11 protein-coding genes and 1 tRNA gene are annotated in these 12657 nt (G+C 69.6%); 6 read left to right on the forward strand and 6 right to left on the reverse strand.

Annotated elements, in window-relative coordinates:
- Positions 1–49: 49 nt before the first annotated feature.
- Complete coding sequence (locus tag V1460_RS04250; RefSeq protein WP_338672215.1) at positions 50–1378, reverse strand: DUF3631 domain-containing protein; 1329 nt, start codon at positions 1376–1378, stop codon at positions 50–52.
- Between the two features lie 233 nt (positions 1379–1611).
- A complete protein-coding gene (locus tag V1460_RS04255) occupies positions 1612–1842 on the reverse strand; it encodes a hypothetical protein (RefSeq protein WP_338677884.1) in 231 nt (76 codons plus the stop codon).
- 94 nt (positions 1843–1936) lie between these two features.
- Here V1460_RS04255 and V1460_RS04260 point away from each other — a divergent pair, with 94 nt between their 5' ends.
- Both V1460_RS04260 and xerC read left to right on the forward strand, forming a co-directional pair.
- Positions 1937–2623: a helix-turn-helix transcriptional regulator gene (locus tag V1460_RS04260; protein WP_338672216.1), complete on the forward strand. Its 687-nt coding sequence runs from the start codon at positions 1937–1939 to the stop codon at positions 2621–2623.
- The gene (gene xerC / locus V1460_RS04265; protein WP_338672217.1) at positions 2620–4293 is read left to right on the forward strand and encodes a site-specific integrase; all 1674 of its coding nucleotides are present in this window, start codon (positions 2620–2622) and stop codon (positions 4291–4293) included. Before V1460_RS04260 ends, xerC begins: the two co-directional genes overlap by 4 nt.
- Positions 4294–4340: 47 nt before the next feature.
- Here the strand turns inward: xerC and V1460_RS04270 are convergent.
- Together V1460_RS04270 and V1460_RS04275 are read right to left on the reverse strand one after the other, a co-directional pair.
- Positions 4341–4413 (reverse strand) — tRNA-Arg (locus tag V1460_RS04270).
- On the reverse strand, positions 4404–5180 hold the full coding sequence (locus V1460_RS04275) for a MazG nucleotide pyrophosphohydrolase domain-containing protein (RefSeq protein ID WP_338672218.1): 777 nt from the start codon (positions 5178–5180) through the stop codon (positions 4404–4406). The genes V1460_RS04270 and V1460_RS04275 overlap by 10 nt, the downstream gene beginning before the upstream one ends.
- 53 nt (positions 5181–5233) lie before the next feature.
- Here V1460_RS04275 and V1460_RS04280 point away from each other — a divergent pair, with 53 nt between their 5' ends.
- On the forward strand, positions 5234–5683 hold the full coding sequence (locus tag V1460_RS04280) for a redoxin domain-containing protein (protein WP_338672220.1): 450 nt from the start codon (positions 5234–5236) through the stop codon (positions 5681–5683).
- Positions 5684–5766: 83 nt separating this feature from the next.
- On the forward strand, positions 5767–7461 hold the full coding sequence (locus V1460_RS04285; protein ID WP_407077397.1) for a class I adenylate-forming enzyme family protein: 1695 nt from the start codon (positions 5767–5769) through the stop codon (positions 7459–7461).
- Here V1460_RS04285 and V1460_RS04290 read toward each other — a convergent pair.
- On the reverse strand, positions 7450–8724 hold the full coding sequence (locus V1460_RS04290; protein ID WP_338672222.1) for a M6 family metalloprotease domain-containing protein: 1275 nt from the start codon (positions 8722–8724) through the stop codon (positions 7450–7452). The two genes, V1460_RS04285 and V1460_RS04290, sit on opposite strands and share 12 nt — an antisense overlap.
- A gap of 308 nt (positions 8725–9032) precedes the next feature.
- Here V1460_RS04290 and V1460_RS04295 point away from each other — a divergent pair, with 308 nt between their 5' ends.
- Both V1460_RS04295 and V1460_RS04300 read left to right on the forward strand, forming a co-directional pair.
- Entirely contained in the window at positions 9033–9719 is a 687-nt protein-coding gene (locus tag V1460_RS04295) for a TetR/AcrR family transcriptional regulator (protein ID WP_338672223.1), read from the forward strand.
- A 222-nt stretch (positions 9720–9941) separates the two neighbouring features.
- The gene (locus tag V1460_RS04300) at positions 9942–11477 is read left to right on the forward strand and encodes an MFS transporter (RefSeq protein ID WP_338672224.1); all 1536 of its coding nucleotides are present in this window, start codon (positions 9942–9944) and stop codon (positions 11475–11477) included.
- Between the two features lie 200 nt (positions 11478–11677).
- On the opposite strand, the gene V1460_RS04305 is transcribed toward V1460_RS04300, so the two are convergent.
- Positions 11678–12124 (reverse strand): MarR family transcriptional regulator, encoded by a 447-nt coding sequence (locus V1460_RS04305; RefSeq protein WP_338677885.1) that lies wholly within the window; start codon positions 12122–12124, stop codon positions 11678–11680.
- Positions 12125–12657: the final 533 nt, after the last annotated feature.

Here is a 12657-nt window from a genome sequence, read left to right on the forward strand (position 1 = left end):
AAGGGGGCGGGGTTCAGCCCGCGTCGAGTTCGCCGGGCAGGGCGTTCACTCAGTGAACGGCGGGTGGTTCACCGGGCGGGCCGCCTGGGGGGTCCACTGAGTGGACGGTGGGGCAGTACCGGCTCCAGGCATCCAGGAACTTGTTGCGCATGTAGCCCTTGCGCTGGGTCCGGTCGGCCATGCGCACGTTGCCGGGCCTGATCTCGAACTCGCGCAGCATCCTGCCCAGTTCACGGGCGGTCAGCCCGCTCCGCCCCCACTCCGCCCACGGCGCCTCCGCGTCCTGGCGCAGGTGGTGGAGGAGTTCCTCGGTGGAGAGGCTGTCCACCTCGCGCTGGGCGTGGAAGACCCGGCGGATGTCGGCGAGGATCCGCGCTCCGCTGGGGTGGTCCTCCTCGGCCGCCGTTTCGGCGGCGACCATCCGCGCGCACGCGAGGCGCGCCAGCCGGGGCCAGTGCCCGCCTGCCAGGTCGGCGACGATGACCAGGGGCTCCCAGGTGTCCGCGGCACGGTCCTCGACCGGCATGTCCGGCTCCAGGTTCGCGGCCTCGTCCAGTAGCGGCCTGGCCCAGGCGGCGATGCGGTCGCGCAGATCGTGCAGGGCCGGGATGTCGCGGCGGGAGCGGAAGGGCTTGACCTTCTCGCCCTCGGCCCGGCGCCGCATGCGGATCACGACCGCCCGGTCCATGACCGTGTCGGGCAGGTCACCGATTCCCGCGATGGCCGCCATGGCGAAGGTCGCGAAGCGGTGCGGGGTGTGGTCGTTGCCGACGACGCGGGTGACGTAGCGGTTGCGCTGGTGGCCGGCGTTGAGCAGGCCGCGCATCTCCTCGTTCTTCTCGGCCATCTTCGGGGTACCGAAGATGGTGTCTGCCTCGTCCACCAAGAGGGTGGGCGGGTTGTCCTCGGTGATCGACCGGAAGATGGCCGCCGGGGTGGTGTTGATGGTGAGCATCGGTTCGTGGACCGTCTCGGTCAGCACGTCCAGCAGCCGCGACTTGCCGCATCGCTTCGCCGGGCCCACCACCGCCAGGCGCGGGGCGTGCTGCCACGCAGGCTGTAGGTGCGTCGCTGCCACCCACAAGGTGATCGCGTCGAGGGCCTCCTGGGAGGGCGGGATCACGAACTGAGCGATCTGCCCGCGCAGTTCGTCCAGCAGTGCGGAGCCGTACGTCGGCTCCGCATCGGATATTTCCTCCGGCCCGCTCGGGGTCTTCGCCTCGTCGGTGCTGCGGGCGTCGGCATCACTGCTGGGGCTCGGATCGGCGTCGTCGGCCTGCGTGGCGTGAAGGTGGGCGCCGGGTCGGCCGGGGATGGCCGCTGCGGGCCAGATGGCCTGCGCGGGGGCGGAATAGGGTTCGGGGTTCTCGGGTTGCACTCGGCAGCTCCTCGTCTGGCGGTGGCGGGCTCGCACGCCCTTGCCGCCGGGTTGGTTCTTCCAGGGCCGTTCGGGGTTGCTCGGGCCTCCGGCGTTGCACCGCCGGGGGCCCACCCTCTTCTCGCGAGCGTTCGGTGATCGCGAGGGAACACGGACCGTACGTCTACGCCCGGCAACAGTCCAGCGTTTCTGTGTCAGCTCAGCGCAGAACGGTCTGCTACGGTTCCCCGCTCTCATGCGGCCAGGCCCAGCAGGGCCAACAGGTCTGCGGTCACCACCCGGTAGGCGTTGCCCAACCGCAGCACCTTGCACGGGTACTGGCCGCGCTTGGCCAGCTCGTACCCCTTGCTTCGCCCGAGCCCCAGCGCCCGGTTGCCTGTCTCCAGGTCAACGGTGGCGGGAAGCTCCAGCAGCTCCTCGCGGCTCATGCCCTTCACCCGGCTGGCCGGTCCGTTCTCGCGCATACGCGCTCCATCCATGGCTGAGCCCTCGGCGAACACGACGATCACGCTCGTCTCCAGGCCGTGGAATCAACGGTAGGGAAGTTAATGTGTCTTCATGACACAACACGGTTTCGATGCTGGAAGGGACGAGGACGACGTCCCGGAGTGGGTGGACCAGGTGATGGCCACCGTGGCCGCCGAGGTCCGCAGACGAAGGAAGGAGTTGCACATGAGCGCCCAGGACCTGGCCGACCGCTGCGAGGAGATCGGCCACCCGATCCCGCGCAACGTGATCGCCAACATGGAGTCCGGCCGCCGCGCCAACCTGCCCCTGGTCGACGTCATCGTCCTCGCCGAAGCCCTGGACACCTACCCGATCTGCCTGCTCTACCCGGCCGGCTACGTCGACCGAGTCCAGCGCCTCCCCCTGCAGCACTCCGAACGGACCTGGGATGCCATGCGCTGGTTCATCGGCGACAGGGAGGAGCTCGGCAGGGAAGACGCCATGCTCCAGTCCTTCCGGGCCCACATCCGCCACCAGCGCGCCGCCTTGGCCGCCCTGAAAGGCGAGAAGCACGAGCGCTGGAAAGCGGAGACAGCACCCAACAAAGCCGAACGCGAGGAAGCTCTCCTCGCCCAAGCCGACTACGCGGAAAGGGCGTTGGAAGCCAAGTACCGGCTTCGCAGCGCCCGCGCCTTCATCCGCGAAGACGGCGGCACACCACCGCACCTGCCGCCGGAACTCGCCGATGTCGACCCACCCGAAATCGCCCCCAACACCACCGAGGAGAACGATCTTTGAAGGGTTCCACCCACCGCCGCTGCTACTGCCGTGACCCCAAGACCGGCAAGCCGCTCGGCAAGAAGTGCCCCAAGCTCTCCAGCCGCAAGCACGGCTCGTACTCCATACGCCAGGAGCTCCCGCCTCGCGAAGACGGCACCCGCCGCTCCTTCAGCCGCGCCGGCTACGACTCCCTCAAGGCCGCTCAGACGGACCTTGACCACGTGCGCGCGCTTGTCGGCCTCGCCGACACAGACGATGCCGAGGGCCTTGCCCAGATAGCCGATTTGCTGGAGAAGGTGGCCGACGAGAAGGCTCCGTTGCCGAACATCGAGGCGACCCGCAGGCGCCTCAGCCACGGCCTGGACCTGACGAGCAGGCTCACGGTCGGGGAGTGGCTGGACATGTGGCTGGCGGGCAAGAAGGGGCGGCAGAGCGCCATCAGCCGCGATGAGAGCAACATCCGGGTGCACCTCAAACCACGGATCGGGCATTACCGGCTCGACCGCCTCCGGGTCGCCCACCTGTCGGAGATGTTCGAGGCCATTGCCGAGGCCAACGTCGAGATCGCCGAAGGCAACGCGGCCCGCCGTAAGGCGTTCGAGGACCTCGCTCAGATCCCCTGGAAGGGCCGCGAGCCCCGCGCCCGCCGCAAGGCGATGAAGGCGGCCATCGCCGAGATGGAGCCCTACCGCCGCATCGTCGGTCCGGCCACGCGCCAGCGCGTCCGCTCCACTCTGCGGGCCGCACTGAACGCCGCGATCGCCCAGCAGCTCATCACCTTCAACCCGGCCGCCCACGTTGAGTTGGAGGCGGGCAAGCGACCCAAGGCCCTCGTATGGACCGAGGAGCGCATCCTCCACTGGAAGCGCACCGGCGAGAAGCCGTCGTCGGTGATGGTCTGGACGCCGGAGCACACCGGCCTCTTCCTCGACCATGTCGCGGAGGACCGCCTGTACGCGCTGTTCCACCTGATCGCGTTCCGCGGGCTGCGGCGGGGCGAGGCGTGCGGGCAGAAGTGGACCGACACCAACCTGGACGCCGGTCTCATCACCGTCGCCAAGCAGCTCGTCGTGGACGGCTGGGAGGTGTACGAGGACGACCCCAAGACCGATGCCGGCGCGCGCACCATCGCGCTCGACTCCGACACGGTCCAGGCCCTCACGCGGCACCGCGCCCAGCAGGACAAGGACCGTAAGGAGTGGGAGAACGCCTGGGTGGAGACCGGACGCGTCTTCACCAAGGAGAACGGTGAGATGCTTCACCCCGCCAACGTCACGCGTCGGTTCATCGAGCTGTACGAGGAGATCGACCTCCCGCCGGTCCGGCTCCACGACCTCCGCCACGGTGCCGCGACCCTCGCCCACGCGGCGGGGGCCGACCTGAAGGACATCCAGGAGATGCTCGGCCACTCCTCGATCACCATCACGGCCGACACGTACACGAGCCTGCTCCCCGAAGCCGACCTGGCGATCGCCGAGGCCGCAGCCCGGCTCGTCCCACGCGCCCGCACGACTTCCGAAAACACCGCCTCCGAAGCGGAGGCCGAGCCCGACGACGCGGAGCATCCCGGCCCGGAGTCCGTGCCGGATGATGCTGATCCGTTGGGAGGAATTCCGGAGATCAACTCTCCGTCCGCTCACGCACCGCTCACGCAAACGGCCCCGGACGAGGAGTCCGAGGCCGAATAGAGTGCCTCCCTGGGGGATAAACCCCAGGTCAGAGCGGTAACGCGTTGTGCCCCCGGCAGGATTCGAACCTGCGACACCCGCTTTAGGAGAGCGGTGCTCTATCCCCTGAGCTACGGAGGCGGGGATCTGTCGGAAACGTTGGCCGACAGCGCGGCGCCCGAGCCGTGGAGGTCGGTCACCGCCGAATCAGTGTAGCGGGTGGTGATTGGTCGGGGTCTGAGTAAGGGCGGCGAGTGGACCTCGGCCGGCTCGGGCTTCGGTAACCGGCCTGTAGGTGTGGTGTTGCGGTGGCCGGTTCCAGACGCGTCGAGCCTCGGTGGCAAGAGCTTCAGTGGGCGAAGGCTGCGAGGAGTGGACGGGTGGCGGGCGTGCCGCGCCTGGCTGTGTGTGAGCGGTTGAGGGGCGGACGGAAACGGGGACGCGGGCGCTGCGGTCATTCCGCTGCCGTACCGGCCTCGGGGGACCAGCCCTGGCGGTGGAGCACGGCGGCGATGTCGGGGGGCCTGGTATGAAGGGCCCTTGAGGATCTTGCCGTCGGCGCGGCGTTCCGGGTGGCCGTCCGGGCCGAGTTTGGACATGTTCGCGCGGTGTACCTCCGCGATGACGGCGTCGAGGTCGATGCCGTGGACCAGGGCGGTGCCGTACCCGATGTAGACGACGTCGGCGAGTTCCTGGGCGATGTGTGCCAGGTCGCCGGTCGTGGATGCCTCGGCGAGTTCGGCTACCTCCTCCGACATCAGGTCCTGACGGTGCAGAGACAGTTGGCGCTTGGGAGCGGCAGGTGTGGGCGCGATGCAGAGGGCGAAGGCTCGGTGGAAGTCCCGTACGAGATCTTGGACGGAGGGATGCATCCGGCCGATGCTGGTGTCCGGCGAGATTTCGATCATGGGCTGAGGGGGCCGCTGTGCTGCGGAAGGTTGTCGAGACCACGGAGGGGTCCGTGTCCGTGCCCTCGGCCGAGCACTCGTGGACGGTGCTGTTCTTCATCACCGAACCGGGCATCGGGGAGGTGCTGCCGGAGCTCGCAGGCTGTACCACGGGTCTGTGTTCCGTACGGGACGAGGCCGCCTCCTTCGCCCGGGCGGGGGCCAGGGTGCTCGGTGTCAGTGCGCACGCTCCCGGCTGTCTGGCGGAGTTCGCTGCGGCCAGAGAGCTCGGTTACCCGCTGGTGGGTGACGAGGGCCTGGAGCTCGGGCGGGCGCTGGGTGTGCCCGAGGTGCGGGTCGGGGAGCGGCGGCTGTTCACCCGGGCCGGCGTCGTGCTGGACCGTGCGGGGCGGGTGCGGTCACTGGTGCATCCGGTACCCGAACCCGAGCGGCATGCTGCGCTCGTGCTGGAGCGGCTGCTTGAGCTCGCGGAAGGCCGGCCGAACAGCGGGATCGCCGGATAGGTGGGCAGTGCATGGTTCTTGACCGGGTGGCTGAGCGGAGCCTAGGGTCGAGCGCCGGGCCGAGCGAGCGCTTGGTCGGCGCTATGGAGGGGGCTGGCGTGGCGGACTCCGATTCCGATGCCGACTTCGGCTTCCTCACCGCGCCCGGGGCGCCCTTCGCCGTCGAGGACGGCGTCTATGTGTCGGGGCCTCGCACGCTGCGCGAATTCGTTGAGACGACCTGGGCGTTCGGCGAGCGCCCGTTCCTGGTCGCCGAGACCGGGACTTACACGTACGGGGAGTTCTTCGCCGCCGCCTCCGCACTGGCCAACCGCCTCATCGACGTGTACGGACTACGGCAGGGCGACCGGGCCGTGGTCGCGATGCGCAATCACCCCGAGTGGCAGATCGCCTTCTGGGCGACGCAGCTCGCAGGGCTGGTGACGGTGCCGCTCAACGCCTGGTGGACCGAGGACGAGTTCGCGTACGCCCTCGGCGACTGCGCCCCCGCCGTGCTGCTTGTCGACGGGGAGCGGCTGCCGCGCGTCGAGAAGTGGGCACGGGGCAGGGCCCGGGTCGTGGTGTTCCACCACGAGGGACCCGTAGGGGACCTCGGGGAGGGCTGTGAGCGGTACGAGGACCTGCCCGTGCCCGATCCCGCCGGAACTCCTGCGCCCCCGACGGTCGGCATACGGCCCGAGGACGACGCGACGATCAGTTATACGTCCGGTACCACGGGCCGGCCCAAGGGTGCCGTCGCCACCCAGCTCGCGCAGGCCGGTGCGGTGATGAACCCCCGGTACACCGCCGCCGTGTCCGCGCTGGCCAAGGGCATGATTCCGGGGCAGGGGCCCGCGCCGGTGAACCTGATGACCTTTCCGTTCTTCCATGCGGCGGCCTTCACCACCGTGTACGCGCTGATGTCCGTCGGCGGAACGGCCGTGCTCATGCGGAAGTGGGACGCGGAGCAGGCACTGTCACTGATCGAGCGGCACCGAGTCACCCACTACTCCGGCGTGCCCACCACCGCGCTTCAACTGCTCGACGCCGCCGAGCGGCACGGGGTGGCGCTGGAGAGCCTCACGCACCTCAACACCGGCGGCGCCGCTGCTCCGCCCGGTATCGTCGCCCGGCTCATGGCTCGCTACGGGCCCGGCGTCGAGCCGCGCAACGGCTACGGGCTCACGGAGACCTGCGGCGGAGTGACGGCGAACTTCGGTGCCCAGTACCGCCGGCACCCCGGAAGCGTCGGGCGGGCCACGCCTGCCACGGAGGCGCGGATCGCAGGGCCGGACGGTCGGGCGCTGCCGGAGGGCGAGGTCGGCGAGCTGTGGCTGCGTGGGCAGTCACTGGTGCGCGGGTACTGGCGGGATCCGGAGGCCACGGCCGCCGCGTTCACCGAGGACGGCTGGTTCCGTACGGGTGATCTCGCGACCGTACGGGACGGCGGTCTGATCACGATCGTGGACCGTATCAAGGACATGATCATCCGTGGCGGTGAGAACGTGTACTGCGTCGAGGTCGAGGCCGTACTGCACGATCACCCGGACGTCGCCGACGCGGCCGTGTTCGGGGTGCCGCACGCCGTACTCGGCGAGGAGGTCGCGGCGGTGGTGGTGCCACGGGACGGGGCGGCCCCGACACCTGACGAACTGCGCGCGCACGTCGGCCGGTCCCTGGCCGCGTTCAAGGTGCCGGTGCATGTGGTGCTCCGGGACGATCCGCTTCCCCGCAATGCCACCGGCAAGATCCTCAAGCGGGAACTGCGGGCCGGAATGCCGCCCGGCTCAGGCGCGTGAGACCCGCACCCGGTAGGTGCCCTTACCGCTGTCCTCCGACAGGACGGTGATGCGGATGCCGTTGTGGTCGTCCTCGAACGACTCGCCCGGACGGTACGGCGCGTCCGACAGCTCCGCGTGCACATTGGGGCGCCTGGTGCAGCCCCCGCTGTCCTGGTCGCTGTCGGCGACCTGCACCGGCCCCTGTCCGGTGTCCACGTCCGACTCGACGCGGTAGATCAGGACGCCCGGCTCGCAGACCGCCTCGTCGTTGCCCTCCCTGGTGCGGACCTCGACGGCGTACCCGGCTTCGGTGCCGAGTGGTACGAAGACCAGTTTGCGGCCGCCGGTGGTGGCGAGCGGGGTGAGCGCGTAGTCCTTGGTCCCACTGGCGGCGGCGCAGCTGACCTGCTTGTTGTCCAGCCAGCCCAGTTTCCACTTGTGCCAGCCGAGCAGATCGTTGTTGGCGCCCCAGTCCTCGGACATGATGTCCCAGTGGCCGACCGCGCCGCCGCCCTCCGCGGTGTAGAGGTCGGGCAGGCCGAAGACATGGCCGTTCTCGTGGGGGAGCACCCGGAAGCCGTTCTTGTCGAACGACCCGGAGCCGTCGTCCTGGCGGCTGTAGACGAAAGAGGTGTTCGCCAGCGGCACCCCGTCCGCGTAGGGCGCGTCGTGGTTCCCGGAGAAGGTCACGGACAGCACGGTGTCCAGCGCCGACGGCCCGGCGTTCGGTGTGACCAGCACGTTGACCAGGTCGTACGCGCTGAAGTCCACGTGTGGATCGGCCGTGGTGATGATGTCCTCCACCAGCTGCCGATAGCCCGGCTCGTACGGCGAACCGCGGTCGATCCCGTAAGCGGCGAATGGCATGGGCAATCGCAGCCAGGTCGCCAGCGGGGTCTCTGCGCGGTAGCTGAGCCGTCCGTACGAGCTGGTCGCGAACCACTTCTGGGTGGCGGGGAAGAACTCGGCGAAGCGCTGCAGCGCCGTGCCCTGGCCCTCCGCGTCGGGGAAGTCGATCATGAGGTTGAGGGCTCGGACCTCGCCCGTCGAGCGGACGTACCCCGTGGGCGTCGGCATCCCCTCCGACATCTGCACGCCCATGGTGGCGGTGATGCGGCAGGGACCCAGCGCCGCTTCCTCGGCCGTCGTCACCGGGCTGCCGGCCGATGTGCGGTGGGAGCCGGGAAGGTGCGAGCTCGCCGTGGCCAGGGCGCCGAGCGTCAGTGCCGCGAGGGCGCCGAGGGTGCTTGGCCTGCGTATCCGGCGGCGGGGCTGATGCATGCGATCGCCTTCCGGGTACGCGGCAGCCGGCCGGTCCTCGGCTGCGCTCCGTGCGATCAGCGTGGGTCGGGGGCGGGTCGGGCGCGCGCCGGGTGAGCCGATCGTGGGACACGCCCGATGCGGGGGAGGGCGCGGGCGAACTCGAACACGTGACCTGAATCACAGGGGAATTCCCCGCCGATCCGAAATAACCGGGGACTGGCTCCCCGTTTGCATCGGTGTCACCGCGAAACGGGGAGCCAGTCCCCGGTTGCGGTGGCGAGGGGACTTTCGGTGATGTTCGGAGAGCGAGAGGGAGGGGGCGGGCGATGAGCAGCGCCAGCGCCACGGCTACTGCCACGACCCCGGCTGCGACTGCCGTCACGGCGGAACGCCGCACCACCCGGCCCAGGGCCGATGCCCTGCGCAACAGGGAGCGGATCGTGGCGGCGGCGCGTGAGATGTTCGTCGAGTTCGGGCCGGAGGTGCCGCTCGACGAGGTCGCCCGGCGCGCCGGCGTCGGCAACGCCACCCTCTACCGGAACTTTCCCGACCGGCCCGCCCTCGTCCACGAGGTCGTGCTCAGCGTCATGCGGCGTACCACCGCGCGGGTGGAGGAGGCGACCGCCGCCGAAGCGGATCCCTTCGCCGCGCTGGTGCGCTTCGTGCACGCGGCGGCCGACGAGCGGATCGGCGCACTGTGCCCGATCCTCTCCGGCGCGGTCGAGAAGGACCACCCCGACCTGCTCGCCGAAGGCCACCGGCTCGAAACGTCCGTGCAGGAGCTCTTCGAGCGGGCCCGGACGGCGGGAAGGCTGCGGCCGGATGTCGGGGTCGGGGACCTGCTGGTGGCGCTCTCGCAGCTCACCCGTCCGTTGCCCGGATCGGGGTGCCCGGACTTCGACCGGTTCGTGCACCGGCATGTCCAGCTGCTGATGGATGGGTTCGCGGCACCCTCCCGCTCCGAACTGCCGGGCTCACCGGCGACATTGGAGGATCTGCGGACGGTGTCGTGAGGCGCGGGAGCTGATCTGTCCTCCGTCTGACCGGGCGGCGGCCTGCCGGCTCCCTCCCTTTCCGGTCCTTCTCTTCCTCTTCTCTCCCGCATCGGCCAGCCCTCCCCGGTGCCTGCCTTCGCCCCGACTCTCTTCTCCTGGTTTTCCCGAGTTCCCTCCCGGCCCCCACTCCATCCGACTTCCGGCTTCCATACGCTCACGCACCCACAGGTGGCTTCACGCATGTCAAAAACGCACGACACCCTTCCCGATCCCAGTCGCTGGAAAGCGCTGGTCTTCATAGCCCTCGCCCAGCTGATGGTCGTGCTCGACGCGACCATCGTGAACATCGCCCTGCCCTCAGCCCAGCACGCCCTCGGGATCTCGGACGGCAACCGGCAGTGGGTCATCACCGCCTATGCCCTCGCCTTCGGCGGTCTCCTGCTGTTCGGTGGGCGCATAGCCGACCTCTGGGGCCGTAAGCGCACCTTCGTCGTCGGCCTGCTCGGCTTCGCCGCCGCGTCCGCCCTCGGTGGAGCCGCCACCGGCCAGGCGATGCTGCTCGGTTCGCGTGCCCTCCAGGGTGTGTTCGGCGCGTTGCTGGCGCCCGCGGCGCTCTCGCTGCTCGCGGTGATGTTCACCGACGCCAAGGAGCGCGCCAAAGCCTTCGGTATCTACGGTGCGATCGCCGGCGGCGGTGGCGCGGTTGGTCTGATCCTCGGCGGCTTCCTCACGGAGTACCTCGACTGGCGCTGGACGTTCTACGTCAACATCCCCTTCGCCATCGTCGCCGCCGCGGGCGCGTACTTCGTGATCCGCGAACCGGCCGGTGGCCGCAACCGCTCGTCACTGGACATCCCCGGCGTGGTGCTGTCGACCCTCGGCCTGGTGACGCTCGTCTACGCCTTCACCCGCGCCGAGTCGGACGGTTGGACGCACTCGACGACGATCTGGCTCTTCGTCGCCTCGGTCGTGCTGCTCGCGGCGTTCGTGGTCACCGAGTACATGGTCCGCTCGCCGCTGCTTCCGCTGCGCGTGCTGACCGACCGCAACCGCGGTGGCGTCTACCTGTCGCTCGGGCTCGCGGTCATCGCGATGTTCGGCCTGTTCCTGTTCCTCACGTACTACCTCCAGGTCGTGAAGGGGTACTCCCCGGTCAAGACGGGCTTCGCCTTCCTGCCGATGATCGCGGGCATGATCACGGGCTCCACGCAGATCGGTGCCCGGCTGATGACCCGGGTGCCGGCACGGCTCCTCATGGGGCCGGGCTTCCTTCTCGCGGCGACGGGCATGCTGCTGCTGACGCAGTTGGAGATCGACTCCTCGTACAGCACGCTGATCCTGCCCGCGCAGCTGTTGCTCGGGCTCGGTATGGGTACGGCGTTCATGCCCGCGATGTCGCTGTCGACGATCGGGGTCGAGGCGCGTGACTCGGGTGTCGCCTCCGCGATGGTGAACACCTCGCAGCAGGTGGGTGGCGCGATCGGTACGGCTCTGCTGAACACCATCGCCGCGTCCGCGACCACCTCGTACATCACCTCGCATACGGCGGCCGCGACGACTCCAGGGGCGCAGAAGCTGCTCCAGCTCCAGGGCATGGTGCACGGTTACTCGAGCGCCATCTGGTGGGCCGTCGGCATCCTGACGGGAGCGGCGGTCATCGCCCTTGTGCTGATCAACGCCGGGCGGCCGGACGGCGGGGCGCCGATGGGGGCCGCGTCCGGTGACGGCGTGGACGGTGTCGAGGGCGAGGTGAGGATCCCGGTCGTCGCGCACTGAGCCGCCGCCCCGCCGTGGGCGAGTGGTGAGCCGAACGCGCACTGACCCGGTGGGGCTGAGCCCGCCGGGTCAGTGCCGTTCCGGCATGTCCCGCGTGCCGCGGAGGCTGTGCGTGTCGGCTCGGCGTGCCCGGGACTGCGTGCTGGGTCGAAGGGGCTGCCGCCGGAGGCGGTGTGGGGTGCTTTGGCGCCGGGTGCGGGTCAGCGCAGCCAGGGGAGGTCGGCTCCGCTGCCGTCGGGCTGAAGGCCGTCGCACATGATGTGCGTGATCTCGCCGAGCTGCCGCACCTGGTCCGGTGTGAGCCGGTCGAAGATCGCCTGCCGTACGGCGGCCACATGGCCGGGTGCGGCTTTCCCCAGCACCTCGTATCCCTCGTCCGTGAGGCAGGCGTGCTGGCCCCGGCGGTCGGAGGCGCAGTCCTCCCGGCGCACCCGGCCGTTCTTCTCCATGCGCGCGATCGCGTGGGAGAGCCGCGACCTGGTGATCTTGGCGTCCTTGGCGAGCTCCGTCATCCGCATCCGCCGACGTGGCGCTTCGGAGAGCCGGACGAGCAGGCCGTAGTAGAGGTGCGGCATGCCCGCGTCCCGCTGCAGCTGGCGATCGAGACTGTCCTCTAGGGCGTGTTGCGAAAGTGGACGTACTTGGATGACTCCGACAACGCAGCGAGCGTGCGTGCCAGGCGTCGCGGGTCAGGAGGGACTTTCGCAACACGCCCTAGGAGCCGGGTGGCGTGCAGGTAGAAACGCCACACACGCTGCTCGTCGGGGTCGAGTCAGTGGGGTTCACCCGGGATGGACGCCGTGGTCATGCATCCAGTCTACGAGACTTTTATTGAAAGTTTGACTAAATGGACGGGGTGGGTGTCACAGGCAACCAGAGGGTGACGGGGGGCGTCTTCAGGGGTGGGAGTGCGGCCGGGGTGGCGCTGCTCGGGTGTGAGGGCGGTGGTGTCGAAGGCGGTGACCCGCCTCGTGCACGTGGCGGCCGCAAAGCTCGGCGAAGGCTGGGAGGTCGGCCCTCCGAACCTGTTCTGACCTGCGCATCCGTGTGCTGTTGCAGTATCGGCCCGCTCCTCCGGCGGTGCAGGATACTGCAAGATCACAAAAATCCCTGAGGCGCATGGGAATTCTGTCCGGTTTCCAGTCGTTGTCTCCCTCGGATGCAGGGCACCCGGAAGGCT

This window comes from Streptomyces sp. SCSIO 30461, from assembly GCF_037023745.1.
Lineage (GTDB): Bacteria > Actinomycetota > Actinomycetes > Streptomycetales > Streptomycetaceae > Streptomyces.